The sequence below is a fragment of the Streptomyces sp. NPDC002853 genome, assembly GCF_053591915.1.
In genome coordinates, this window is record NZ_JBSFUS010000002.1 from 249,166 (window position 1) to 274,808 (window position 25,643).

The window sequence follows — 25,643 nt, forward strand, 5'->3', positions numbered from 1 at the left end:
CCCCCGTCGTCCACACGGACGACGGGGGTCCAGAAACAGAATCGGAGGCCCTTCGCGGGCGCGCGGCTCCGGTGCCCGGGGCCATGCCCCGGTGCGCCTTGACGTGTCAGCGGTGAGGCGCTCCAGGTCGTCGACCTCCAGCACCCGATCCATGCCGTCCAGCGCGAGGATCACGCTCCCTTCGATGGCATTGGCGCCCCCGACCCCGTACATCTCCAGAGAAGTCGACCCACATGGGGCGGAAGGAGACCTGCGGCGTCCAGGCTCACTGGGCGCGGCAGGTCCTGAGGTAGCTGAGGAACGATGCCTGCAGCCCGGTCACGTGCGTCTCGTGCATGAGTGCGCTGGTGACGGATCCTCCGCGTGAGGTGAGGCGGTGAAGGAACGTGGCCGTGTTCTTCGTGAGGTTCTGGTAGACCGCCAGGTCTCCGAGGATCTCCTGCTCGTTGAAGGTCACGTGCAGCTTGGTGCCGGGCAGGGTGTCACCCATGGCTTCCAGCCGAGCGAAGACCTGACTGTCCGCATTGACGATGCCGGGGCTGCCCGCGCCGACGCTCTCGAAGAAGGTGCTTTTGGTGAGCCAGGCATAGAGACTGAAGAGTCCGCCGTATGAGTAGCCGAAGAGGCCATGACCGCTCGGCGCCGTGCCGTAGTCGCGTTCGATCCGCGGGTGCAGATCGTCGGTGAGGAAGTTCAGGAACATGTCCCCGCGGCTGTCGCTCAATTCAGCGAGGTAGGCGTCGGCTTGCGCGCGCGTCATCGAGCCCTTCTCGACCCCCATCTCCACCGCATCGATGAACTCCTTCGCGATGGGTTCGCCGGGGGGCACGAGGTCGCGGTTGCGCAACCGCTCCCAGTGCTCGGCTTCCTCGCCCGCGTACCCCACGCTGACTTGCACGTAGGGCTGAACCGACTGCATGGGGTCCAATTGTGTGACGATGAGTGGAGCAGTCATGCCCACGGCCCAGTTGCCGTCGAGCACGTACACGACAGGCGCTTGCGCTGTGGCCGGGTCGTAGCGCGGTGGCGTGGTGACCCAGACGCCGTAGTCGTGCCCACCGCTGGAGCGCATCTCGAAGTAGTCGGTGTGGGGGAGGCAGCCCTGCCACATGGTGCTCATCTGAGGTCCTTCATGATCTGGCCGGCTTGGATGACCAGGACGGCGTTGGTGGGGTCGGAGAACAGTTCCGGGTCTTCCAGCGGATTGCCGTTCCACAGAACGAGGTCTGCCTGCGCGCCGGGAGCGATGACACCCACCTGGCCGGACAGACCGAGGATCTCGGCGTTGGTCCGGGTCGCCGCCACGAGCGCTTCCATCGGCGTCTCAAGGGCTGCGCGCAGGCTGAGTTCTTTGCCGCGACGGTCCTGGGCCGGGCCGATGAGATCGGAACCCAGCCCGATCCGTACTCCGGCGCGCTTGGCGACTGCGAGTGCATGCGTCATCTGCTCGCGGGCGCCCTGGGCCCGGTCGCGGGTCCACTCGGCGAGACCGGCTCCGGCGGTGTCGTGCAGCAGTTGCTCGACGACGGCGAACGTGGGCACGAGGGCAATCTCGCGAGCGGCCATCAGGGCCGCTGTGGATTCGTCGAGGCCGGTGCCGTGCTCGACACAGCGCGCCCCGGCCTCGACCGCATTGCGTATGCCTTCGTTGTTGTGGGCGTGGACTGTCACATAGGTGTTCCGCGCCGCGGCTTCTTGAACGGCGACAGCGATCTCTTCGACGGTGAACTGGGTGTCGGTCAGTCGATCGTGTCCGCCCACCACTCCCCCGGTCACGCAGAGCTTCAGGAAGGAGGCTCCGCGACGGAAGGCTTCGCGGACGTTGTGCCGCAGCTCGTCCGCGTTGCCCGCCATCACCGACAGGGCGCACAGGCCCGGGATGTGGTGGCTGCTCCACAGCTCGGTGGGTTCCCATTCGGCTCCGTAGTAGCCGTGCCCGCCGATCTGGCACTGAACAGGTCCGCACGACAGGACGCGAGGCCCTCTGACCTTGCCCTTCGCGATGGCGGTGACGACACCGCCGTCGATTCCACCGGTGTCGCGCACCGTGGTGAAGCCGGCGTCGAGCGTCGCGCCGGCCGTGGCGAAGATGTCCGCCGCGATCTCGGCGGCGCTGATCTGAAACGAGAAGTGCGGCTGAATCGGGCTGGACAGGCCCAGGTGGACGTGGGCGTCGATCAGGCCGGGCGTCATCGTCAACCCCTGGGCATCGAGACACTCGCCGTGCGTGCTGGAAGGGCCGAGGCGGGTGATGCGCCCGTTCTCGATCGTGAGGCCGAGGTTGCTGGGGTCGCGGCCCGATCCGTCGATGACCGTCGCGCCGACCACATGATCAGGTCCCATCGTCGATCCTCCGTCGTTGCGAACTTCTTTTCCAATGGATAAACTGCGGGAGTGATCCTGTCAACCTCGCAACGCAGCGGCAGCGCGCGCGAACGACTCCTGGCACGACTTCTCGACGCCTTCGGTGAGGCCCTTCCCCCGCCGGAGATGTCGCTGCGTGAGATCGCCGCCCGGATCGAGAGCAGCCACGCCCTGTTGCGCTACCACTTCGGGTCGCTCCCGGGCGTCTTGGCCGCCATGCTCACGGCCCAGCGGTCCCGTGACAACGAGGCACTTCTGGAAGCCGCCCAGCAGGGCACCTTCGAGGATTTCGTCGCGGCGATCTGGCGTGCTTACACCCGGCCGGAGCAGCTGTCGCGTGTCCGCGGCTTCTTCTACGTCGTCGGCCTGGCCGCGTACGCCCCCGAGGACTTCCGTGAGTTCGTGGAGTCGATCGACGACCTGACCGTGATGCTGTCCTCACTCGCGGAACGCGAAGGGGTCGAGGCGAAAAAAGCGCGGGAGGTGGCCACCGTCACCATTGCCGCGATTCGCGGCCTCCTCCTGCAGGAAGTCCTCACTCCCGGAACCCGCTCGGAGGACGCGGTCACCTTGATCTTGCGCATGAGCCAGGTCCGGCCCCCTCCACGATCACGTGCGGAACGTTGAAGGGCCTTCGGCCCTCACGACTGAGCATCGGCGCACAAGCGCGACAACGGTGGGGTACGGCGACGGAAAGCGGCGACCCGCCGCGCCGCCACAGGAACCATCTGGTCCGGCAAGAAGAAGGTGAGTTGGGACGTGGCTGAGAGCACAGACGTAGTCGTCGTCGGGGCCGGGATCATCGGATCCTCCATCGCTCTCGAACTGGCGCGGAGTGGCCTGCGGGTGGTCGTGGTCGACAAGTTCGGCGGCGCAGGCAACGGCTCCACCAGCGCCTCGAGCGCCGTGATCCGCTTCACGTATCCCACGATCGCGGGCGTCAATGCCGCGTGGGAGTCCCGTCATTGCTGGGAAGCATGGCGAGAACATCTCCAGGCACCCGCCGATGAACCCCTCGCAGCGTTCAACCGCTGCGGCGTCACCCTGCTGGACGTGGACTTCGCACCCTGCAGCCTGTTCACGCGCCACTTCGACAAGGTCGGTGTCCCGTACGAGAAATGGGATGCACAGGAGCTGTCCGAGCGGTTGCCCGCCGTGGACACCGGCCGGTATTTCCCGCCCCGCCCCGTGGATGACGACGAGTTCTTCGCCGACGCGTCCGCTCGGCTCGGTGCTCTCCACACACCCGACGGAGGCTTTGTCGACGACCCGCAGCTCGCCGCGCGCAACCTTGCTGCGGCCGCTCAGCGGCACGGAGCCGCCTTCCGCTGGAAGACCGAGGTCACCGCGGTGATGCGGCGCGGGGGACGCGTGCGCGGGGTGCGCCTCGACGAGGGAACCGAACTGTCCGCCGGGGTGGTCGTCAACGCGGCCGGCCCATGGTCGGGACAGCTGAACCGGCTCGCCGAGGTGGGCGGCGACTTCACCGTCGGTCTGCGGCCGCTTCGCCAGGAGGTGCACCACGTAGCGGCCCCCGCCGGCTACCACGACGTCGGCGGCGACCGTCAGGCACCAGTGCTGGCCGATATGGACCTCGGCACATATATACGGCCCGAGGGCCGGGAGTTCCTGCTCGTCGGCGGCACGGAACCCGAGTGCGACCCGCTGGAATGGCTCGCCGATCCGGACGGCGGGAGCCCCCTTCCGACCGTGTCGCAGTTCAGGACGCAGGTGACGCGGGCTGCTCGCCGACTGCCCGGCCTGCGCGTTCCCAGCAAGCCCCGGGGTGTGGCAGGCGTGTACGACGTGACCGACGACTGGACCCCCGTGTACGACCGAACCGAACTTGCCGGGTTCTACGTGGCCATCGGCACCAGCGGCAATCAGTTCAAGAACGCCCCGCTGGTGGGCCGCCTCATGACCACCCTGATCCATGGTGTCGAAGGCGGGCACGACCACGACCGCAGTGCGCTCACGCACACCTGCGAACACACCGGCCAGACCATCGACCTCGGTGCGTTCTCACGCCGCCGCCGGCCGACCGCATCCACGGGCACAGTCCTCGGCTGACGCCGGGCCGCCGGGGGCCGGTCAGGCGGCAGATGCGCTCGCGGCCATCCGGCAGCGCATCAGCCGCCTGATGGCGCGAGAAAGCACGCGCAGCTGAAGGAGCCCGCCGGCAGGGAGCGCAGGCACCCGGCTGCGGGCCCGCCGCTACGGCAAGACCCGCACCCGGTGCACATCTTCGACCTCAACGCGATCCGGCCGATGTGGAGCATGGTGGCGTTGGAGCTGACGAAACCTCCCGCCGACCGCGGTGACGCCGGCCGCTCCCCGTCCTGCCCCGCCTCGTCGACCAGGCCGAACAACCGGTGCTCCACGACCACTTTGAGCTCGCGAGACGCCACGAGTCGAGGCATACGACACCTCCTGAGAGGGCTGTCAAAGGTGACACTCCCGCAGGATCCGCCCCCTGCGCCACGGTCTGCCGGGTCATGTCGCGCGGGCGGTTCGACCACTCCTCAGGCGTCATGACGTACACCGACGCGGACGGAAAGCAGGCGTACCGCCTCGCGTGCGTACTGATTTCTTCGCGTACGTCGCGTCCTTACTTCTTCGCGTACGTGAGGAAGACGGTGCCGCTCTCCATGATCTTGCTGTCGGCCAGGGTGAAGAACGTGGGGTCGAAGGGCCTCTTCTGCCCGAACAGCGGCGTCCCTGAACCGATCGCCAACGGCGCCAGCTTGACGACCAGCCCATCGATCTCCGGGAAGAGCGCCCCGGCCAGCTCGCCACCCCCGCACAGCCAGATGTCTTTGCCGTCCTCTTGCTTGAGCTCGCGCACCTTGGCCACGGGGTCGCCGGCGACGATCTCGACACGCGGGTCGGGGGCCGTGGAGAGGGAGCGGGAGAAGACGAGGTGCCTCAAGTGGGGCCAGGCGTCGTTGACTCCGGCGTCCACGCCGTTCTGGTACGTCCGGCGTCCCTCGATGACGGTGTCGAAGTGCGCGCCGTCCCCGCTGATGCCGAAAGCGTCTCGCGCCGGGCCGGGGAGCGTCTCGGGGTACTCGGCGACGAGGTGCTGGACGTAGTCCTGTCCGATCGGCCAGAAGGCGCCCGGCCCCGAGGTGGGGTCGGAGCCGTCGGGACCCGAGATGTATCCGTCGAGGCTGACAGCGATGAAGTAGACGAGCTTTCGCATGGGAGTCTCCTCATGGTCGGATCCGGGGCCGTGGCCTGCTGCACGGTGATCTTCGGTGACGTGTGCGATGGGGTCTGTCATACGGCCTTTCGGTGGCGGATGCCCGGTTCGGGCGATGGGGCGGAGCTTGGCGGGTGCCGGGAACCGGGCACTCCGCGCGGGGTTTCAGCTGGTTTCGCGTGCGGTTCCTCTGGAAGCATTCCTCCACGTCGAGTGATGTACTCTAGGTGAAGTGGTTAGACCGTAGTACTGCATCCGCAGTGGTGTCAACAGACTTCCGGAAGGAAAATGCCGTGCGCCAGAACCCCGCACGACGGGCCGCCCTGCTCGACGGCGCGATCGAGGTCCTCGCCCGCGAGGGCTCGCGCGGCCTCACCCTGCGCGCGGTCGACGCCCAGGCCGAGGTCCCCAAGGGCACCACCACCAACTACTTCGCCAACCGCGCCGAACTGCTGGCGCAGGTCATGACACGCATCCAGGAACGGCTGACGCCCGACGAGTCCCAACTCGCCGACACCATGAGCGAAAAGCCCTCCGTCGAGCTGGTCGCCACCCTCCTCAAGCAGCTCCTCGGCCGTATGCGCGCGGACCGCAGCAGTTGGCTCGCCTTGATGGAGCTGCGTCTGGAAGCCACCCGCCGCCCCGAACTGCACGCCGAGCTCACCCGGTTCTTCACCGCCCAGCTCGACGCGAACATCGACTTCCACCTGGACCGCGGCCTGCCGGGCGACCGGACCGGCGTCATCCTGATGTATCTCGCCATGGTCGGACTGATCGTGGACGACCTGACCGTGCCGGACCTGCTCGCCCCGCACTCCGTCGACGAGCTGATCGACGAGTTGGCGCGTCGCGTCGTGGGCGTGAGCGCCGACGGCTGAGGCCGGGCGCCTGGGTCACCTCATGAGAACTCGTTCGCGGCCGTGGGCGGGCCCCGGCGTCGTGGAGCGGCATCGGGGTCTGCCCAGCTCGTGGACGCCGGGATGGCCAGGACGGCTCAGGCCAGCCGGCGCAGCGCCGCCGACACCAGGGTTTGGACACCGGGGACGAGCACCGACGGGTCGGGGGCGAACGAGGGGCTGTGGTTTCCCGGTACGTTGCCGACCTTCTCGGCCAGGCCCGTACCGGGCGCCGCCTCCCACACCTTGGGCGGGGTCGACGTCACGTACCAGTAGTCGTAGGGCACACCCTCGGGCGCGAGGAGGGAGAAGTCCTCGCTGCCCATCGCGGGGCCGAAGTCGAACACCGTGGGGGAACCAAACAGTTCGCGGTGGACGGCGGTGATCTCGTCGTCGAGGACGGCGTCGTTGACGGTGTTCGGGTATCCGGGACGGACCACGACTTCCGGCGCGGTCGGGCAACCGGCGGTCCGGCACTCCCCCTCGACGATGCGGCGGACGGCCGCGAGGACGCGGTCCCGCACGTGTACGTCCTGAGTGCGCAGGTTGAGGGAGAGCCTGGCCTCGGCGGGGATGATGTTGTGCTTCGTACCGGCGTGGAACTGGCCCACGGTCAGGACCACCGGGTGAGCGGCCGCGACCTCGCGGGACACCACGGTCTGCAGGCGCGTGACGATGTAGGCGGCCGTCACCACCGGGTCGGTCGTCGACTCGGGGCGGGAGCCGTGACCGCCGACGCCGTGGACGACGACATCGATGTCGTCGGCGGCCGACATGGTGAGGCCCGGGGTGTGCGGGTAGAACCCGGCGAGGCCGGGCGTGACGTGCTGGCCGAGCAGTACGTCGGGGCGGGGAAAGCGGGTGTGCAGCCCGTCGGCGACCATGGCCGACGCCCCGCCGCCGGACTCCTCGGCGGGCTGCCCGACGACGACGAGCGTGCCCGCCCAGGTGCCGCGGGCCGCGGACAGCGCGTCGGCGGCTCCGGCGAGCCACGTGACGTGCAGATCGTGGCCGCAGGCATGCATCACACCGTCGACGGTGGAGGCGTACTCCAGACCGGTGGCCTCCTGGACCGGCAATGCGTCCATGTCTCCGCGCAGCCACACGGTCGGGCCGTCGCCATTGGCGAGCACACCAACCACTCCGGTGCCGCCGACGCCTTCCGTGACGGCATAGCCCGCCGCACGCAGCCGCGCGGCCAGCTTCGCGGCGGTGCGGTGCTCCTGGAAGGCGAGTTCCGGGTGGCGGTGGAGGTCCTGGTAGAAGTCCTCCAGGGTGGCGGGCTTCAAGTCGGCGGTGATCTCTTGGGTGAGGCGGGCGACGGCGGTCGGTGCGCCCGTGCCGCCTCCTGCGTCGGATTCCTTCATGCCGCTTCCTCCTTCTGTTCGAATGTCGGCACGCTCGCCAGGAGACGGCGCGTATAGGGGTCTCGTGGGGCCCGGTAGACGTCGCGCACCGGTCCTTGCTCCACCAGCTCGCCCCGCCGCAGGACGGCGACCTCGTCGCTGACATGGCGGACGACGGCCAGGTCGTGGGAGATGAAGAGCATCGTCAGGGCCAAGGAACGCCGCAGGTCCGCGAGGAGGTTGAGCACCTCGGCCTGTACGGAGGCGTCCAGCGCCGAGGTGATCTCGTCGGCGATCAGGACTTCGGGCTCCACGGCCAGAGCGCGGGCCACCGCGATGCGCTGGCGCTGGCCGCCGGAGAACTCGTGCGGGTACCTGTCGGCCGCGGAGCCGTCCAGCGCGACGGTCCCCAGCCATCGCTCGACCGCCGCCGCGTGCTTCCTGGGATCGGCCCGCACGGGGTCGATGGCCTCGGCGATGGCCTGACCGACCGTCATGCGCGGGTTGAGCGAGGCGTAGGGGTCCTGCGAGACGAGCTGCACCCGACGGCGCACCGCGACGAGTTCCCTGCTCCGGAGACGGGTGAGATCCACTCCGTCGAGCAGGATGCGGCCGGCCCGGGCCGGGTGGATGCCGACGATCGCCTTGGCGATCGTCGACTTTCCGGAGCCGGACTCACCGACCAGGCCCAGGGTCTGCCCGGCCCGGACACCGGTGGACACGTCGTGCAGCACGGTTCGCGCGCGCCTGCCGTGCCCGAAGCCGACGGTCAGCTCCTCGACGAGCAGCTTGTACGAGGATGCGGTCATGGGGCCTGTACCTCCTGGCGTACGGCATGGCAGGCCACGTCGTCGATCAGATGCGGCCGCTGTGTCGCGCAGATCGCGTCGAGCACCACCGGGCACCGGTCGGCGAAGGCGCAGCCGGCGGGCCGGGCGGCGGGCGCCGGGGGCCGGCCCGGAATCGTGGCGAGCGGTGCGCGTCGCTCCGTGCCGGTGTCCTCGAGGCGCGGGCTCGCCGCCAGCAGCGCCCGCGTGTACGGATGCCGGGCGCGGCCCGCCCGCAGGTCGGCCGCCGACAGCTCCTCGACGACGCGTCCCGCGTACATCACCATCACCCGGTGGCACACCGTGCCGACGACGCCGATGTCGTGGGAGATGAAGAGCATGCTCGTGCCGCGTGTGCGGTTGATGTCCTTCAGGACATCGAGGACTTCGGCCTGGACGGTCACGTCGAGGGCGGTGGTCGGTTCGTCGGCGACGATCAGCCGCGGTCCGGGCAGGAGCGCCGCGGCGATCATCGCGCGTTGCCGCATGCCGCCGGACAGCTCGTGCGGATACTGCTTCATGACCCGGGCGGGTTCCTTGATCCGTACCTGCTCCAGGGCCTCGACGGCCCGACGGTCCGCTTCCGTCTTGCGTACGCCTTGGTGGACGCGGAGTGTTTCGGTGAGCTGACCGCTCATCCTCAGGGCGGGGTTGAAGGAGGACGACGGGTCCTGGAAGACGATGCCGATCTCAGTCGCCAGACGCCGGGGGTCGGCCTCGGGGGCGGCCAGGTCGAGGTCGTCCAGGGTCAGTTGTGCCGCGTGGGCGGCCAGTTCCTGGGGCAGGAGCCGGGCCACGCTCATCGCCGTCAGCGACTTGCCGGAGCCCGACTCGCCCACCAGGCCGACGATTTCGCCGGGCATGACGTGGAAGGAGACGTCGTCGACGAGGCGGGTGCCGTCCGGCAGGACGACGGCCAGGCCGTCCACCGTCACCAGGGCGTCGTCGGGAGCCCGGTGTGCGGGGGTGGCCGCAGAGGCAGGACGCCTCGCCGCGGTCTTCGTCCCGCCTCCACGGGGATCGAGCGCCGCGGCGAGACCGTCGCCGACGAAGCCCGCGAGGACTCCGGTGACGGTGATGGCCACGGCCGGGCCGATCGCCTCGGCGGGGTTCGTGTAAAGGGATTCCAGGCCGGTGCTGAGCAGCGCACCCCAGTCGTAATCCGGTGCCTGTACGCCGACCCCCAGGAAGGAGAGACCGGACAGGGCGACGAGCACGTTCGCGAAGGCCACCGACAGCAGCACAAGCAGCGGCCCGGAGATGTTCGGCAGCAGGTGCCGCACGAGCACGCGGTAGGGCGGTACGCCCATCAGGCGCGCCTGCGCCACGAAGTCGCGCTGGGCCACGGAGGCCGCCATGTTCGCCGTGAGCCGGGCGAAGGCGGGGGCGCCGCCCAAGCCGATCGCGAGGACGGAGGCGGTGGGCCCGGTCCCGAGGACCGTGGCGATCACCAGGGCCAGGATGAGCGCCGGGTAGGAGATCATCACGTCGATCAGGCGCAGGCCCAGCTCGCGCACGCGCCTGCCCGACACCCAGACGCCGGTGCCGAGCAGGATGCCGGTGACGGCGGCGACCGCGGTCGCCGCGAGGGTCATCTCCAGGGTGAGGCGGGTGGCGACCAGCGTCCGGGCCAGCACGTCACGGCCGAGCGCGTCGGTGCCGAGCCAGTGTTCGGCGCTCGCGTGCGCGCGTGCGGCGCCGCTGAGCGCGGTCGCCTCCTCCTCCAGCAGAAGCGGCGCGACGACGCCGAGCAGGAGGAGCAGTCCGAGGCCGGCGAGGGCCACGACCAGGGGTGGGTTCCAGCGGATGCGTCGCATCAGTGGCCTGCCTTTCCGGCCAGGGTGCGGGGGTCGAGCAGCGCGAGGACGATGTCGACGACCAGGTTGAGCAGGGCGGCGAGCAGCCCCAGGATCAGGACGCAGCCCTGGATGACGGGGTAGTCGCGGACGAGGAGCGCCTCGACGACGCGCTGGCCTATGCCGGGCCAGGCGAAGACGGACTCGACGACGACGGTGCCGCCGAGCAGACCGGCGAGGATCAGCCCGCCGAGGGTGAGGGTCGCGGTCAGCAGATTGGGCAGCGCGTGGCGGGCGTACAGGCGCAGCGGAGGCAGGCGGCGGCCGCGGGCGGTGCGCATGTAGTCCTGGGCGAGGACGTGGGTGGCTTCGCTGCGCACGATGCGGGCCATGACGCAGGTGGCCGGCAGCACCAGAGCGGCGACCGGGAGCACCATCGCCGAGACGGTCTCGGCACCTGCGGCCGGGAACCAGCCCAGTTTGATGGCGAAGCCCAGGACGAGGAGGGTGCCCACGATGTACTCGGGGGTGGCGCCGAGCGTTCCGGTGACGAAGGTGAACGCACCGTCGGTGCGGCGGCTGCCCCGTGCCGCGGCGGCGAGTCCGATCGGCACGGCGAGCACCAGCACCACGAGGACGGCGATGAGCGCGATCTCGGCGGTGAACGGCAGGCGGCCGCCGATGATCTCGGCGACAGGCTCCCGCGTCTGGAAGGAGGTGCCCATGTCGCCGCGGAGCAGATTGCCGGTGTAGGTGCCGAACTGGGTGAGCAGCGGCTGGTCCAGGCCGAGTTCGTGGCGGGCCCTGGCCACGTCGGAGGGTGTCGCGTCGGATCCGACGACCACGCGGGCCGGATCTCCGGGGATGAGCTGCACCATCAGGAACGTGCCGGCGACGAGCGTGGCCGCGACCGCGGCGAGCCCGGCCAGACGGCGCAGGAGGTAAGTGCCCCAGGGGCCGAGCAGGGCCGAGCGCCCGGCCCCCGCGGTCGTCGGGGCGGCCGACGTCGCCGCCATCAGCCGACGGTCCGGAGCGTGGAGAGGGTCAGAGACCCGCTGGGCGTCGCGAAGGAGATGCCCTTACGGGCGATGTAGCGCACGTCGACGGTGGCCAGCGGGATCACGTCGTTGGCCTTGAGCAGTGCCGCCTGGGCCTTCTGCCAGGCGGCGCACTTGGCGTTGCGGTCGGTGGTGGAGGTGGCGGCGACGTAGTTCTTCGCGAACTCCGCGTTCTTCACCGCGCCGTAGTTGAGGCCGCCCTTGGCCGGTTCGGGGCCCAGCAAGAACGTGCCACCGCGCGCGAGGGCGCCGGTGATCAGCGGGTAGACGGTGGCGTCCCAGTCGCCCTGGTTCGCGGTGACGTCGGTGGCCCAGGTGGCGTTGTCGGCGTTGATGAGCTTCACCTCGGCACCGGCGGCGCGCAGAGCCTCTGCCACGTAGGAGTTGCCGGCGCCGCCGGCCACCGCGTTGGATCCCTCCAGCTTGATCGACACGCCCTTCAGCGCCCGCTTCGCCGCAGCCTTGTCGGTCTGGGTCAGCAGGGAGCCGTCGGTGGAAACGCAGGCCGCCTTCTCGTCCACGTACGAGGTCAGGGCTTGTCCACCACCGCCGAAGACTTTGTTGAACGCGTCGGCGCTGACGGCCTGTGCGATCGCCTTGCGGACCTTCGGGTCGGCGCCCGGGCGCCCTGGGCGCTGGTTGAATCCGATGTAGTTGCGGATGATCGGCGCGGACGTCGTCGTGAAGGTGTCGTCGTCCTTGAACCGCGCGGCGTCCGTGCCGGTGATGGGGGCCAGGTCGAGTGCGCCGGTCTGCAGCTGGTTGGCGAGCGTCGATTCATTCTTCGAGATCTGGATCCGCAGGCGGTCGGCAGGCTTGCCCGCCGGCATCGAGGCGAAGCGTGGATACGCCTCGAAGCCCTTGCGCAGCCGCAGTTCGTACGCGGCGCCGCGCCGCGCCGCCGCCATCTCGTAGGGGCCGGTGGCAGCGCCCTTGACGGCCCCCCGGGCGAGCCCGGCGGCGCCCGCGTCGAGACCGGCCCCGCAGATGATCCCGGCGCCGGTGCCGGACAGGCCGGCGAGGACCTCGCCCCACGGGGCGGCGGTGGAGACGGTGACGGTGCCTGCCGCGTCGTCGCCGGAGATCCTGGTCTTCTTCCCGGCGTTCGCGGCGCCGAAGGTGAGCGAGGCGTGGGCCGAGGTCGCCCGGTAGCGCTTCAGGGAGGCGACGACCTGCGAGGCGGTGAGCGCCGACCCGTCGGAGCAGGTCAGGCCCTTCTTCAGGGTCAAGGTCGTCTTCGTCGGTGTGGACGTCCAGGAGTCGGCGAGACCGGGCACGAACGTACCGCCGTCGTCCTGGCCGATCAGCGGCTGGTAGAGCAGCGACGTGACGAGGTAGTCGGTCGCGCCCGCGCCTTTCGCCGGGTCGAACGAGGTGACGTCGGAGGTGACACCGATCTTGACGGTGCCCCCGCTCCCGGCGCCGCCCGAGGAAGGGCCGTCGGCGGGGCCGGTGGTGCAGGCGGAGGCCAGGAAGGACGTGGCGGCGGCCAGGACGGCGCCGGAGAGGAACCGCGAACGGGGCATGGAGGACTCTCCAGGGCTGAGGACTGAGAGCGGGTGCTGCGGTGTGTTGCGGCATACAGAACAGGCCACTTCCCGCCGGGCCCCGCAATTGCAAGAATCCGCACCGGAAAGGTGATCACATGCACGAATCCGCAGCACCCAGCGTCCTGACGCCACAAGACACCCCGCCCCGGGGAACACTCGATGAACTCGATCTCGCACTCGTCAACGCCTTGCAGATGGCTCCCCGCGCCCCCTGGGCGCAGCTGGCCCGTCCGCTCGGCGTGGACGCGGCCACCCTCTCCCGCCGCTGGGCCCGGCTACGTGAATCCGGTGACGCCTGGGTCACCTGCTACGCCGCCCCCTCCCAAGTCACCTACGGCGCCCTCGCCTTGATCGAGGTGTCGTGCCTGCCGCAGGCACGGGAGACGCTGGCCGAGCAGCTCGCCCGCCACCCGCAGGCCATGAGTGTGGAACTGGTGGCGGGTTCGTGCGACCTGCTCCTGACGGTGGCCACGGCGAACATGTCATTGATGAGCAGGTACGTTCTCGCCCTCGGCCGGATCGAGTCGGTGACCGCCACGCGCACCCACCTGGTGCAGCACGTGCACCGGGACGCCAGCGAGTGGCGCATGGACTCCCTCTCCCGTGACCAGAGACGCGACCTGGCAGAGACCGAGGACGGCGGCGCCCAGCGCGCCGCCGCCACGCTCACGCCCGAGGATCGCGTGCTGCTGCTCGCCCTCGCCGAGGACGGCCGCCGCTCCGTGACCTCGATCGCCGCCGAACTGGGCCGCCCGGAGTCGACGGTGCGACGGCTGCTGCATTCGCTCCTCCACGGCGGCAGAGCGGTGCTGCGCTGCGACGCCGCTCATCTGTACGCGGGGTGGCGCAGTTCGGCGACACTCTGGATGTCCGTTCCGCCCGCTCATCTCATGGCCGCAGGTGATGAGTTGAGCCGCCTGCGGAGCACCCGTATGGCGGCGTCGGTGTCCGCCGAGGCGAACCTGCTGAGCGTCGTGTGGCTGCACGCCCTGGACGACCTCGCCCGCTACGAGGTCCAGGCCGCCGCCAGGGTCACCTCCCTGCGCGTGCTCAACCGGGCGGTGAACCTGCGCTGGACCAAGCGCATGGGCCGCCTGCTCGGGGACGACGGCCGCAGCACCGGCTGCGTCCCGGTCGACCCGTGGCACCCGGTCGCCTGAAGCGCTCCCCGCCCGCCTCGCTCCGCCCGGCCGAATCCCATCGTCCCGAGCACACTGCGTTTTCCGGCACACCGCCCCCGATGCTGGCGGATCCATGCAATCCACGGATCGGGCGGGGCCGGTCCCCGAGGCTGACACCACCGCCGGACGACCGCCCGGCCGCCCTCGGCCTCCGAAGGGGAGCACGCCCATGTCCAGTCGCACGTCCGCCGGCGACGACCTCGTCCGCCTCAGCGCCACGGAGGCGCTGCGGCTCTTCGCCCGCCGTGAGCTGTCACCCGTCGAGCTCATGCGGGCCGTCGTCGAGCGTGCGGAACAGGTCGAACCGCTGATCAACGCCTTCACCGAGCAGCTCTTCGACGAGGCGCTGGAGCAGGCCCGGCACGCCGAGGACCGCTACCTCGGCACCAGCGGCCTGTCCCCCCGTCCACTGGAGGGAATTCCGGTGGCGGCCAAGGAGAAGCACGCCATCAAGGGCCGCACCCTGACCGAGGGCTCTCTAGCACACGCGGGCCGCGTCGCCACCGAGAACGCTCCCGTGGTCGACCGCATCCTCGACGCCGGCGGCATCATCCACGCCCGCACCGCCACCCCCGAGTTCTCCCTCACCACGTTCACCCACTCCCGCATGTGGGGCATCACCCGCAACCCCTGGAACCTCGACTTCAGCCCCGGCGGCTCCTCCGGCGGCGCGGGCGCCTCCCTCGCGGCCGGCACGACCCTGCTCGCCTCGGCCTCCGACATCGGCGGATCCACCCGCATCCCGGCCGCCTTCACCGGGACCGTCGGCTTCAAAGCCCCCTACGGACGCAACCCCGGCCTGGGCGTGCTCGCGGCAGACCACTACCGCGGCGACGGCCCCATGGCCCGCACCGTGGACGACGCCATCGCCTTCCAGAACGTCCTGGCGGGCCCCGACCCCCGCGACCACACCTCGATCCGCCCCAAGCTGACCCTGCCCACGTCCCACGAGGACGTGGCCGGAACGCGTATCGCCCTGTGCGTGCGGCTCGGCGAGTACGACGTCCATCCAGAGGTCGAGGCCCACACCCGCGCCGCCGCCCAGACCCTCGCCGACGCCGGCGCACAGGTGGAGGAGGTCACCCTCCCCTGGACCCGACTCGACCTGCTGACCGCGGTCGCCGGTCACTTCTCGACCATCTTCGGCGCCCTCGTCGTGGAGGCCGCCGAAACCCATCGTGACCTGCTCAGCCCGTATGCGGTCACCTTCGCCGACACCATGGCCCACGTCCGCACCCGGGTGAGTTATCTCGACTCCCTCCGCGCCGAGCACCGGTTGCAGCGGGCGCTCGCCGACGCCATGGACGGATTCGACGCGCTGATCTGCCCCACCACCGCCGTTCCCGGCTGGCACGCGGGCGATGATCTGGCCGGCGACCGGGTCGTGGTGCACGGCGCGGAAGTGGCCGACACCCTGTGGAGCGCCATGACCACGCCTTTCAACATCAACAACCGCTGCCCCGTCCTCAACATCCCTTCGGGTACGTCGGGTTGGGGTATCCCCATTGGCCTCCAGATCGTCGGCCACCCCTACGACGACCCCTCCGTCTTCCGCGTCGGCAAGGCTCTGGAGGCCCTCCGGCCCTGGTCGTACGCACCGATCGAAGACGGCCTGTCGTGACCGCGGCCGGCGTCTCAGCCTCACACCCACCAGCCGACCGTCGAAAGGCAGTTCCCGTGCACGCCCCCCAACCCGATCTGCTCTGGCCTGCGTACGACCAGCCGGGCGCCCTGGCGACGATCGAGACCATCCCTCTCGAGGACCGCGGCCTGCCCGGATCCACGTACGACGTCCTGGCACGCGCCGCCGTGTTGTGGCCCGACCGCCCGGCACTCACCATGCTGCCCAGCGCGCAGCAGTGGACGCGCGGCGAGACCGTGTCCTTCGAGCAACTCCGCGACCAGGTACACCGCACCGCCAACCTCTTCCACCGACACGGCGTGCGCCGTACCACCGCCGTGGGCCTGCTGACCCCCAACGCCCGCCTGCTGCCCGCCACCCTCCTGGCCGCCCAGCTGGCCGGGTGCGCGGCACCGGTCAACCCCGCACTGGCCGCCGACCACGCCGAACGGCTGCTGCGTCTGGGCGGGGCAAAGGTACTGGTCGCGGCCGGGCCCGAACTCGACGCCGACGCATGGCGGACGGCCCGCACCGTGGCGGCATCGCTCCGCTGCTCGGCGCTGTTCGCCCTGCGTCCCGTCGGCGCGCCCGATCCCGCGCCCGAACTGGAGCAGGTGGAGGGGGTTCACGTCGCCTATCTGCACGTCGAGGCCGACGCTGAGCCGGCAGAGCTTCATCCTGGCGTGGTGCCTCCGACGGCCGGTGACCTGGCCGCGTACTTCCACACCGGCGGCACCACCGGCGCCCCCAAGCTGGCCGCCCACACCCACGCCAACGAGGTGACCGACGCCTGGATGATCGCGGCCAACAGCGTGCTGGACTCCGATTCCGTCCTCTTCTCCGGGCTGCCGCTGTTCCACGTCAACGCCCTGGTCGTCACTCTGCTGGCACCGCTGTTCCGCGGTCAGCACAGCGTGTGGACCGGCCCCCTCGGTTACCGGGAACCGGCGCTGTTCGCGGTCTTCTGGAAGATCGTCGAGCATTTCCGGATCGCCACCCTGTCCGCGGTCCCGACGGTCTACGCCTCCCTCGCCCGGGTGCCGCTCGACGCGGACATCACCTCGCTGCGCTTCGCGATCGTCGGCGCGTCCCCTCTGCCGCCGGCGGTACGTACGGCGTTCGAGCAGCACACCGGCGTCCCCCTCTGCCAGGGATACGGACTCACCGAAGCCACCTGCGGCAGCGCCCGGAGCTTCCTGCACGAACACCGGCGCCCCGAGGCCGCGGGCCAGCGCATGCCCTACCAGCGGGTGAAGACGGTACGGATCGACGGCGACGGCACCTGGCACGACCTCCCGCAGGGCGAACCCGGCATTCTCGCCATCAGCGGTCCCACCGTCTTCCCCGGCTACGTCGTCGGCCACGACGCCACCGGACCACGGGTGGACCCCCTCGGCAGTGTGCGCAACGGCTGGCTCAACACCGGCGACCTCGCGCGCGTGGATCCCGACGGATTCATCCACCTGCTCGGCCGCGCGAAGGACCTGATCATCCGCGGTGGCCACAACATAGACCCCGCCGTCATCGAAGACGCCCTCCTCACCCACCCGGACGTCACCGGCGCCAGCGCCGTCGGACGCCCCGACCCACACTCCGGCGAGGTCCCCGTCGCCTACGTCACCCTGCGACCCGGCACGACCCGCACCGGACCCGACGAGCTGATCGCCTTCGCCGCGCAGCACGTGCCCGAACGAGCGGCAGCCCCCAAGGACGTCGTCGTTCTGCCGGCCCTGCCTCTGACCGACATCGGCAAACCCTCCAAGGTCCCGCTGCGCCTCGACGCCACACGCCGCGCGATCTCCACGGCGCTGGCCGGCCTCGACACCCCCGTCGCGGACGAACAGATCCGATGTGAACTGACAGACGGCCGCCCGACGGTCCACCTCCCTCCCGCCACCGACCCCGGCCAGCGCCGCCGGATCACCGAGCAACTCGCCCCGTACGACGTGAACTGGACCTTCACCCGTCTCGGCACTCCCTAACCCCTGACCCCCGTCACCGCCGCATCCCGCGGTGAATCGACTCCAGCTCGGTCAGGTCGGGCGGAGGGGCGCGCAGTTCGACCTCGTACCCGCCCCGCGGGGCGGGTACGACGGTGACTGTGCCGTGGAGCAGAGTGGTCCGCGCCCCCCTATGCGGTGGAGCCTGCGGTGCGGGGCTCGCTCCCACCCTCGGTGCGCGGCATGCGCCCACCGCCTTCAACCACCGTGCGCACACCGGTGAGCGTGAAGGCCAGCGCCGCGGCGGCCACGATCGCGAGCAGGACGAGACCGATCGCGTACGACTCGCAGGCTCCGTACAGCGAGCCCATCACCAGCGGCGGCAGAAAGCCTCCCAGGACGCCGGCGGCGCCGACCGCTCCGGTGACGGAACCGACCTGGCCGGCCGGGGTGCGCAGGGCCACGCCGGAGTGAACGCCGGCACGCCGGCCACGGCCAGCGTGCCGGCCAACACCCGGACCGGGCCCACGCGGTCCGCCAGCCAGCCACCGATCGGGCGCATCGCCACCACCAGGAGAACGAAGCCGGCCATGCGATTGGCAGCGTCCGCCTGGGTCAGGCCGTAACCGGTCTTGAGGTAGGTGGGCAGGTAGACGGAGAAGGCCACGTAGCCGCCGAACGCGACCGCGCACAGCGCGGATGCCTCGCCAGGGGCCGAGCGGGCTGGAGAAGGAGGGCGGAGTCAACACGCCGATTCTGTCGTCAAACGATCGTTTGACGACAGGCGGCTGACGCGTCCAATGAACCCGGGACATCCGGGGGTTCGCGGCGGCGCGAATCGCTCGCAAATCCTCAGTCGCTGGTGTGTGGTGCGGGTTCGGGGGGTTGGGGCGTGGCGGCCCAGGAGGCGAGCAGACGCAGGCTCTGTTCGGAGGGGGAGGCGGGTTCGGCGGTGTAGATGGTGAGGGTGAGGCCGGGTTCGGCGGCCATCTCCAGCCCTTCGTAGGCGAGGGTGAGTTCGCCGACGGCCGGGTGGTGGTAGCGCTTGAAGCCGGTGCCGTGGTGGCGGACGTTGTGGGCGCCCCAGCGGGTGCGGAAGGCGTCGCTGCGGGTGGACAGCTCGCCGACGAGGTCGTGGAGGTCCTTGTCGTGGGGGTTGCGGCCGGCTTCGGTGCGCAGGATGGCGACGGAGATGTCGGCGGCCTGGTCCCAGTCGGGGTAGAAGCGGCGGGCGTCGGGGCTGAGGAAGGTGAAGCGGGCGAGGTTCTCCTGGTTGTGGGGGTCGGCGTAGACGTCGGCGTAGAAGGCGCGGGCGAGCCGGTTGACGGCCAAGAGGTCCATGCGGCCGTTGCGGACGAACGCCGGGCCTTCGGTGACCGCGTCCAGGGTCCACTGCAGGCTGGGGTGCGGCTTCCACCGCCGGGTGGTGGCACGGCGGCGGGGGCGGGCGAGTGCGTCGGAGCCGTCGGCGGCCTGGGCCAGGTGGAGCAGGTGGGCGCGTTCGGCGTCGTCGAGCCGCAGTGCACGGGCGACGGCCTCCAGGACGGCCGGTGAGACGCCGGCGAGGTTGCCGCGCTCCAGCTTGGCGTAGTACTCGACGCTCACGTCGGCCAGCGCCGCGACCTCACTGCGGCGCAGCCCCGGAACCCGGCGCCGCGGGCCTGCGGGGAGTCCGGCCTGCTCGGGGGTGATCTTCGCGCGTCGCGAGGTGAGGAACTCGCGGACTTCTGCCTGGTTGTCCACGCCTTCGACGGTACGTCCCGCGCACGGCCATAGGGATGTACTGGCAGTACACCCTTTGATGGTGCCTCGCTCCGGGCCCCGGGACGGGGTTACCTGGATGACGTGGTGCTTTCCGCCCGCCATCACGACGGGCAGGCACCCGGCCCAGCACTCGGCGACGACCCCCGGATCCCGGCGGCCGCCTGCCACGGCACGTAAAGGAACTCTTCCCATGCGCGGAGCAGTGATCCACGCCCCTGGCGATGTCCGCTTTGAGACCTTGGACGACCCGAAGATTCTCCACCCCACCGACGCGATCATCCGCACGGCTGTGACGTGCGTGTGCGGCTCGGACCTGTGGCCCTACCGCGGTGCGGAGCCGATCGGTGACTCGCACCCGATGGGGCACGAGTACGTCGGCTTCGTGGAGGAGGTCGGCGCCGAGGTCACCTCCCTGCGGCCCGGGCAGTTTGTCGTCGGCTCGTTCGCGACCTCGGACAACACGTGCGCGAACTGCCGCAACGGTTTCCCGTCGAATTGTCTGCACCGCGAGTTCATGTCGACCTGCCAGGCGGAGTACGTCCGCATCCCGAACGCCCAGGGCACCCTGGTCGCGACCGACGGGGTGCCGGACGAGGAGTTCTGGCCCGGCCTGCTGGCCGTGTCCGACGTGATGGGCACCGGCTGGTGGGCCGCGGACGCCGCCGAGGTGCGCCCCGGCTCCACCGCCGTGGTCGTCGGTGACGGCGCGGTCGGGCTGTGCGGCGTGATCGCGGCGAAGGAGATGGGGGCCGAGCGGATCATCGCCATGTCGCGGCACGAGTCCCGCCAGAAGCTCGCCCTGGCCTTCGGTGCCACCGACCTCGTCACCGAGCGCGGCGACGAGGGAGTCGAGAAGATCAAGGAGCTGACCGGCGGCATCGGCGCCGACAGTGTGCTGGAGTGCGTCGGCACCGCCCAGGCCATGCGCCAGGCCCTCCACTCCGCCCGGCCCGGCGGCAACGTCGGCTTCGTCGGCGTCCCCCACGACGTCGCGGTCGACGGGCAGGAGCTGTTCTTCTCCCACGTCGGCCTGCGCGGCGGTCCCGCCCCCGTACGCCGCTACCTCCCCGACCTCATCGACCGCGTCCTGACCCGCCGCATCGACCCGGGCAAGGTCTTCGACCTCACCCTGCCCCTGGAGCAGGTCGCCGAGGGCTACAAGGCGATGGACGAGCGCCGCGCCATCAAGACCCTCCTCAAGCCCTGACCCCTCCCGCCACCCCGTATAAGGAACACCCCCGTGCAGATCACCCGCAGCTCGATCGACACCGCCAAGGGCCCGGCCGACTGGTTCACCGGCGACGTCTACATCGACGCAGTCGCCGCCGCGCCCGCCCCGTCACGGGTCACCGCCAACCTGGTGCACTTCATGCCCGGCGCCCGCACCCACTGGCACCGCCACCCGCTGGGCCAGACCGTCTTCGTCACCGAAGGTGTCGGCCTGTGCCAGCGCCGTGGCGGGCCGGTGGAGGTCATCCGGCCCGGTGACCGCGTCCTGTTCGAGGCTGGCGAGGAGCACTGGCACGGCGCCGCTGCGAACCGGCTGATGGCGCACCTGGCCATCAACGAGGGCGATGCCGACCACGATGTCGTGCACTGGCTGACTCCCGTCACCGATGACGAGTACGCCGCCGCTCCGGCCGTCTGATCCAGCGCCCGGCCCCGTGTCCCCGCCCGCAGGACGGCCCCGGAGGTCCTCCCCGTGCACTTCGCACTCTTTCGCCATCCCGTCCGCATGGTTTCCGGGGCTGCTCTGCTGCTGGCCGTGGCCGCCTGCTCCGGCCCCTCGCGGGAAGCCACGCCGGCCGCCACCACGGCTTCCGTCTCGGAGCCCGCCGGACGGCAGCGGACGGCAACCCCCACTGCGCCACCATCCCCGTCGACCACCACCGGCAGGAACAGCGCCATGGACATCCGCGTCACCCTCGACGGCCGCCCGGTCGAGGCCACCTTGAACGACAGCCCTGCCGCACGCGACTTCGCAGAGCTGCTGCCGCTCGCCCTGGACCTCACGGACTTCCACGGCCTCGAGCGGGTCGCTGGCCTACCGCGCAAGTTGGACACCGAAGGTGCCCCCGAACCGACCGCGGCCACCACCGGTGACATCGCCTACTACGCCCCCTGGGGCAACCTGGCGCTCTTCTACCAGGACGGGCCTGCCGCTTCCGCCGACCTACTCATCCTCGGTCACCTCGACGTGGCCGCCGACCGGCTCGGCCGAGCCGGTCACATCACCATCGAAGCCGCCCCCTGACCTCCCCGCCCTCACTTCCCGACGGGACGAAAACGGTATGAACCCCACCTACGACTTCACCGGCCAGGTCGCCTTCGTCACCGGCGCCTCCTCCGGCATGGGCCTCGCCGCTGCCCGCGCCTTCGCCGAAGCCGGCGCCGCCGTCGGCCTCGCCGACATCGACGAGGACTCCGTCAACGCCGCCGTGAAGGACCTCACCGGCGTCGGCCACCAGGCCCTCGCCCTCGTCTGCGACGTGTCCGACGAGGACCAGGTCGCCGCGGCCGTCGACCGCACGGTAGAGACTTTCGGACGGCTCGACATGGCCTACAACAACGCCGGCATCATGCCCCCGCCCACCGACGCCGCCGACGAGAGCGCCGAGCAGTTCGACCGCGTCCAAAACATCAACCTGCGCGGCATCTGGGCGAGCATGAAGCACGAACTGCGCCACATGCGCGAACAGGACAGCGGGACGATCGTCAACTGCTCCAGCCTCGGCGGCCTTGTCGGCAACCCCGGCCGCGCCGCCTACCACGCCACCAAACACGGCGTGATCGGCCTGACCAAGAGCGCCGCCCTCGAATACGGCTCCCGGGGCGTGCGCATCAACGCCGTCTGCCCCGGCACCATCGCCACCCCCATGGTCGACGCCATGGTCGAAGGCGGAGAACTCGACCGCCACCAGGCCGAAGCCGGTCAGGCCATTGACCGCCTCGGTACCGCCGAGGAGATCGCCCAGGCCGTTCTGTGGCTGTGCAGCGACGGCGCGAGCTACGTCACCGGCGTCGCCCTGCCCGTCGACGGCGGCTACACCGCCCAGTAGAGCCACCCGGACCCGTCCAGCGCCGGCACGGCTTCGTGACGGCGCGGGCCCGGTCTCCTGCGAGGTGCTGCCACCAGCCGTCCACTTCGGGTGGGGCGTCGGCTTCGACGCGCTGACCGGGCCGGGGGACGGCCAGTGGGGTGCCGGCGGCCCGGGTGGCGTCCCAAATGCGGTCGGCGGGCTCGGCCCAGGGGTGCAGGGCGAGGTCAAAGGTGGCCCAGTGCAGCGGGATGAGGAGGTCGCCGCGGACGTCGTGGTGGGCGGTGAGGGCTTGTTCCGGTGTCATGTGGATGTCTGCCCAGGCGTCGCCGTAGGCGCCGATCTGCATGAGGGTGACGTCGAAGGGGCCGTGGGCGGATCCGATGTCGGCGTAGCCGGGGAAGTAGCCGGAGTCGCCGCTGTAGAAGACGCGCCGCCTCTCGCCCGTCAGGACCCAGGAGGCCCACAGGGTCTTGTCGGTGGTGAGGCCGCGGCCGGAGTAGTGCCGGGCTTCGGCGGCGGTCAGCCGTACGCCGTTGACGGTGACGCTCTGGTCCCAGTCGAGTTCGATGATGCGGGCGGCGGGGACGTTCCAGCGTTGAAGGTGCGCGCCGACGCCGAGCGGCACCACGAACGGTGCGCTCTGCAGGCGGGTGAGTGCGCGCACGGTGGGGGCGTCGAGGTGGTCGTAGTGGTCGTGCGAGATGACGACGGCGTCCAGAGGCGGCAGTTCCGCCACGGGCAGCGGGCTGGGATGCAGGCGCCTCGGGCCGGGCAGCGGGGCAGGTGAGCAGCGGTCGCTGAAGACGGGATCGGTCAGGATCCGGGCGCCTTCAATCTCCACCAGAGCGGTGGAATGGCCGTACCAGGTGATATGCAGACCTCCCGGGGTCTGCTTCTCGATGGCGGGCGGGGTGGTGACGGGGACCGGGCCCGGGGGGCGGCGCCGGCGGCGGCCCGTCGCCCAGGTGCGGGTCGAGGCCAGGGTGGTGCCGGGCTCCAGCGTGCGGGTGGGGATCCGGTTGTGGAATTGTCCGTCGCGGTACTGCGGGGAGCGGCGGACCCGTTCGGCGCGTTCCCCGGTCGGGGTCGCGCTGAGGGCGCGGTGCAGGTCCCTGACGGCCGGGACGAGGGCGAGGGCGGCGGCCAGTGCCACGGCTGCCCGTATGTGCTGTCTGGTGGGGGGTGTCATCGGCCGCTTCTCGCCTCCGGCGCTGGGGTGGGTTCCTTCAGGTTGTGGTGGCCTGGTGCGTCACCGCTGGGCGGGCAGGATCCTGCGCAGCCACGGGCCGCGGGCGTCGCGGGCGTCCTGGGAGACGGCCGCCTGGGCGGCCATGAGGTCGAAGCCGTGGAAGGCGCCGGGCCAGACGTGGAGTTCGGCGTGGCCTCCGGCCTGCCAGATGCGGCCGGCGTATGTGACGACCTCGTCGCGGAAGGTCTCGGCGGAGCCGACGTCGAGGAAGGCGGGCGGCAAGCCGGACAGGTCGGTGGCGCGGGCGGGTGCCGCGTAGGGCGAGACGGTGTCGGTTCCGCGTGCCTGGCCCAGCAGGGCGTCCCAGCCCGCCTGGTTGGAGGCGCGGTCCCAGACTCCGAGGCCGGCCATCTGGTGGGCGGAGGGGGTGTCGTTGCGGTCGTCGAGCATCGGGTACATCAGCATCTGGGCGAGCAGGGCGGGGCCGCGGCGGTCGCGGGCCATCAGGGCGAGGGCGGCCGCGAGACCGCCGCCGGCGCTGGCTCCGGCGACGATGATCCGGGCCGGGTCGATGCCGAGTTCCACCGCGTGGCCCGCGGTCCACACAAGACCGGCGTAGCAGTCTTCGACGGGGCCGGGGTGCGGGGTCTCGGGGGCGAGCCGGTACTCGACGGACACCAGGGCTATGCCCACGCCGTCGATCAGCTCCAAGAGTTCGGGGACACCGCCCCGCTTGTCGCCGGTGATCATGCCGCCGCCGTGGGTGTGGTAGATGACCGGGGTGGGGGCGGTGGCCCCGGTGGGTCGGCAGATGAGCAGGGAGATGTCCGGCGCGCCTTCGGGCCCGGGCACGGTGCGCTCCTCGACGGCGAAGGCGCCGCCGCGGGTGAACGCGTCCCGGGGCGGCTCTTCCCCGCCCCGCATGCCTTCCCGCAGCTGAGACAGGGTGGCGGGGTCGGCGAACGCGTCGGGCGGCAGGACCTCGTTGATCGCGGCCAGGGCAGGAGCCAGTTCCGGATCGAACGGTACGGGAGGCCCGACCGGGGCGGCGGTGTCGGGGACGGGGGTGGCGGTCATGTCGGCTTTTCGGGTTCGGTCCAGGACCGGGGCGGCATTGCGGCACGACGCCGGACGAGCGACCGGCGTCGGGGGCGGGGTCAGGGGGTGGTGTGGGCGGCGGCGAGGTGGTTGATGTCGGCCGTCTCCAGCACACGGCGCGGGGAGCCGTGGCGGGCGGCCCGGAGCATGGCGTGGCCCAGTTGCAGGCTGGTGGTGACGTAGCGGGGGATCAGGCGCCGCAGGAGCGGGTAGAGCGGTGTGACGATGCGGTAGAGCAGGACGTAGGACTTCGTCTTCGCCTTCGTCCCGGGCAGGGGGACGATGAACGCGGGGCGGAACATGTAGGCGCGGGGGCTCAGCTCCAGCAGGGCGTTCTCGGCCTGCCCCTTGACCCGGGCCCACATCATGCGGGTCTTGCCGGTGCCGTCCGTGCCGGCGCCGGTGACGTAGCAGAAGGCGGCGTCGGGGGCGGCGGCCAGCAGGGCGCGGGCGGCGGCGAGCGGGAAGTCGAAGGAGACAACCCGGTAGTCGGCCTCGCTCTTGCCGACGGCGGAGGTACCCAGGCAGTAGAAGCAGGCGTCGTAGCCGGCCAACTGGTCCTTCACGGCGGTGAAGTCGGTGAAGTCCTCGTGGTGGAGCTCGCGGAGCTTGGGGTGGGAGCGCCCGGTGGGAGTGCGGCCGACGACGAGGACCTCGGTGACCTCCTCCTCGCGCAGGCAGGCTTCCAGTACTCCCTGGCCCACCATGCCGGTGGCGCCGAAAACGATGATGCGCACGCTGTTCCTGTTCGGTCGGTCGGTCGGCCTGAC

The 25,643-nt window shown here is 70.8% G+C and carries 22 protein-coding genes and 1 pseudogene; 10 read left to right on the forward strand and 13 right to left on the reverse strand.

The genetic code is table 11. From position 1 onward, the window contains the following. Positions 1–265: 265 nt before the first annotated feature. The gene (locus tag ACWD02_RS05585; protein WP_451204777.1) at positions 266–1,120 is read right to left on the reverse strand and encodes an alpha/beta hydrolase; all 855 of its coding nucleotides are present in this window, start codon (positions 1,118–1,120) and stop codon (positions 266–268) included. Then, entirely contained in the window at positions 1,117–2,343 is a 1,227-nt protein-coding gene (locus ACWD02_RS05590) for an amidohydrolase family protein (protein ID WP_451204779.1), read from the reverse strand. The genes ACWD02_RS05585 and ACWD02_RS05590 overlap by 4 nt, the downstream gene beginning before the upstream one ends. 51 nt (positions 2,344–2,394) lie before the next feature. Here ACWD02_RS05590 and ACWD02_RS05595 point away from each other — a divergent pair, with 51 nt between their 5' ends. Then, positions 2,395–2,991, forward strand: a complete 597-nt coding sequence (locus ACWD02_RS05595; RefSeq protein ID WP_451204781.1) for a TetR/AcrR family transcriptional regulator — start codon at positions 2,395–2,397, stop codon at positions 2,989–2,991. 132 nt (positions 2,992–3,123) lie between these two features. Then, complete coding sequence (locus ACWD02_RS05600; RefSeq protein WP_451204783.1) at positions 3,124–4,434, forward strand: NAD(P)/FAD-dependent oxidoreductase; 1,311 nt, start codon at positions 3,124–3,126, stop codon at positions 4,432–4,434. A 538-nt stretch (positions 4,435–4,972) separates the two neighbouring features. Here ACWD02_RS05600 and ACWD02_RS05605 read toward each other — a convergent pair. Further along, the gene (locus tag ACWD02_RS05605) at positions 4,973–5,566 is read right to left on the reverse strand and encodes a dihydrofolate reductase family protein (protein WP_451204785.1); all 594 of its coding nucleotides are present in this window, start codon (positions 5,564–5,566) and stop codon (positions 4,973–4,975) included. A gap of 293 nt (positions 5,567–5,859) precedes the next feature. Here ACWD02_RS05605 and ACWD02_RS05610 point away from each other — a divergent pair, with 293 nt between their 5' ends. After that, the gene (locus ACWD02_RS05610) at positions 5,860–6,444 is read left to right on the forward strand and encodes a TetR/AcrR family transcriptional regulator (protein WP_451204787.1); all 585 of its coding nucleotides are present in this window, start codon (positions 5,860–5,862) and stop codon (positions 6,442–6,444) included. 116 nt (positions 6,445–6,560) lie between these two features. On the opposite strand, the gene ACWD02_RS05615 is transcribed toward ACWD02_RS05610, so the two are convergent. Genes ACWD02_RS05615 through ACWD02_RS05635 form a run of 5 tightly spaced genes read right to left on the reverse strand, consistent with a single transcriptional unit; the run spans position 6,561 to position 13,015 of the window. Next, positions 6,561–7,829, reverse strand: a complete 1,269-nt coding sequence (locus ACWD02_RS05615; RefSeq protein ID WP_451204789.1) for an amidohydrolase — start codon at positions 7,827–7,829, stop codon at positions 6,561–6,563. Beyond that, on the reverse strand, positions 7,826–8,617 hold the full coding sequence (locus tag ACWD02_RS05620; protein WP_451204791.1) for an ATP-binding cassette domain-containing protein: 792 nt from the start codon (positions 8,615–8,617) through the stop codon (positions 7,826–7,828). The genes ACWD02_RS05615 and ACWD02_RS05620 overlap by 4 nt, the downstream gene beginning before the upstream one ends. Further along, positions 8,614–10,452, reverse strand: coding sequence for a dipeptide/oligopeptide/nickel ABC transporter permease/ATP-binding protein (locus tag ACWD02_RS05625; protein ID WP_451204793.1), 1,839 nt, complete (start codon positions 10,450–10,452; stop codon positions 8,614–8,616). The genes ACWD02_RS05620 and ACWD02_RS05625 overlap by 4 nt, the downstream gene beginning before the upstream one ends. Beyond that, positions 10,452–11,447, reverse strand: a complete 996-nt coding sequence (locus ACWD02_RS05630) for an ABC transporter permease (protein WP_451204795.1) — start codon at positions 11,445–11,447, stop codon at positions 10,452–10,454. The genes ACWD02_RS05625 and ACWD02_RS05630 overlap by 1 nt, the downstream gene beginning before the upstream one ends. Further along, positions 11,447–13,015: an ABC transporter substrate-binding protein gene (locus tag ACWD02_RS05635; RefSeq protein ID WP_451204797.1), complete on the reverse strand. Its 1,569-nt coding sequence runs from the start codon at positions 13,013–13,015 to the stop codon at positions 11,447–11,449. The genes ACWD02_RS05630 and ACWD02_RS05635 overlap by 1 nt, the downstream gene beginning before the upstream one ends. 119 nt (positions 13,016–13,134) lie before the next feature. Here ACWD02_RS05635 and ACWD02_RS05640 point away from each other — a divergent pair, with 119 nt between their 5' ends. From ACWD02_RS05640 to ACWD02_RS05650, 3 genes are all read left to right on the forward strand, one after another. Beyond that, positions 13,135–14,199: an Lrp/AsnC family transcriptional regulator gene (locus ACWD02_RS05640; protein ID WP_451204799.1), complete on the forward strand. Its 1,065-nt coding sequence runs from the start codon at positions 13,135–13,137 to the stop codon at positions 14,197–14,199. Between the two features lie 190 nt (positions 14,200–14,389). Next, a complete protein-coding gene (locus ACWD02_RS05645) occupies positions 14,390–15,841 on the forward strand; it encodes an amidase (protein WP_451204802.1) in 1,452 nt (483 codons plus the stop codon). 56 nt (positions 15,842–15,897) lie between these two features. Next, complete coding sequence (locus ACWD02_RS05650; RefSeq protein WP_451204805.1) at positions 15,898–17,823, forward strand: acyl-CoA synthetase; 1,926 nt, start codon at positions 15,898–15,900, stop codon at positions 17,821–17,823. Between the two features lie 149 nt (positions 17,824–17,972). Here ACWD02_RS05650 and ACWD02_RS05655 read toward each other — a convergent pair. Both ACWD02_RS05655 and ACWD02_RS05660 read right to left on the reverse strand, forming a co-directional pair. Then, positions 17,973–18,487 (reverse strand): annotated as a pseudogene (locus ACWD02_RS05655) (MFS transporter); the annotation flags it as partial. A 146-nt stretch (positions 18,488–18,633) separates the two neighbouring features. After that, positions 18,634–19,524, reverse strand: a complete 891-nt coding sequence (locus ACWD02_RS05660; RefSeq protein WP_451204807.1) for a helix-turn-helix transcriptional regulator — start codon at positions 19,522–19,524, stop codon at positions 18,634–18,636. A gap of 211 nt (positions 19,525–19,735) precedes the next feature. Between ACWD02_RS05660 and ACWD02_RS05665 the strand changes: the two genes are divergently transcribed. From ACWD02_RS05665 to ACWD02_RS05680, 4 genes are all read left to right on the forward strand, one after another. Then, on the forward strand, positions 19,736–20,752 hold the full coding sequence (locus ACWD02_RS05665; protein WP_451204809.1) for a zinc-dependent alcohol dehydrogenase family protein: 1,017 nt from the start codon (positions 19,736–19,738) through the stop codon (positions 20,750–20,752). Between the two features lie 33 nt (positions 20,753–20,785). Continuing rightward, the gene (locus tag ACWD02_RS05670; RefSeq protein ID WP_451204811.1) at positions 20,786–21,193 is read left to right on the forward strand and encodes a (R)-mandelonitrile lyase; all 408 of its coding nucleotides are present in this window, start codon (positions 20,786–20,788) and stop codon (positions 21,191–21,193) included. Positions 21,194–21,280: 87 nt separating this feature from the next. Continuing rightward, positions 21,281–21,799, forward strand: coding sequence for a cyclophilin-like fold protein (locus ACWD02_RS05675; RefSeq protein WP_451204813.1), 519 nt, complete (start codon positions 21,281–21,283; stop codon positions 21,797–21,799). 37 nt (positions 21,800–21,836) lie between these two features. Continuing rightward, entirely contained in the window at positions 21,837–22,604 is a 768-nt protein-coding gene (locus ACWD02_RS05680) for an SDR family NAD(P)-dependent oxidoreductase (protein WP_451204815.1), read from the forward strand. Here the strand turns inward: ACWD02_RS05680 and ACWD02_RS05685 are convergent. The 3 genes from ACWD02_RS05685 to ACWD02_RS05695 all read right to left on the reverse strand — a co-directional run bounded on the left by ACWD02_RS05685 (position 22,558) and on the right by ACWD02_RS05695 (position 25,610). Beyond that, positions 22,558–23,775 carry an MBL fold metallo-hydrolase gene (locus ACWD02_RS05685; RefSeq protein ID WP_451204817.1) on the reverse strand — a complete coding sequence of 406 codons (1,218 nt, stop codon included), beginning with the start codon at positions 23,773–23,775 and terminating at the stop codon, positions 22,558–22,560. The two genes, ACWD02_RS05680 and ACWD02_RS05685, sit on opposite strands and share 47 nt — an antisense overlap. Positions 23,776–23,835: 60 nt before the next feature. Next, positions 23,836–24,852: an alpha/beta hydrolase gene (locus ACWD02_RS05690; protein ID WP_451204819.1), complete on the reverse strand. Its 1,017-nt coding sequence runs from the start codon at positions 24,850–24,852 to the stop codon at positions 23,836–23,838. An 80-nt stretch (positions 24,853–24,932) separates the two neighbouring features. After that, on the reverse strand, positions 24,933–25,610 hold the full coding sequence (locus ACWD02_RS05695) for an NAD-dependent epimerase/dehydratase family protein (protein WP_451204821.1): 678 nt from the start codon (positions 25,608–25,610) through the stop codon (positions 24,933–24,935). Positions 25,611–25,643: the final 33 nt, after the last annotated feature.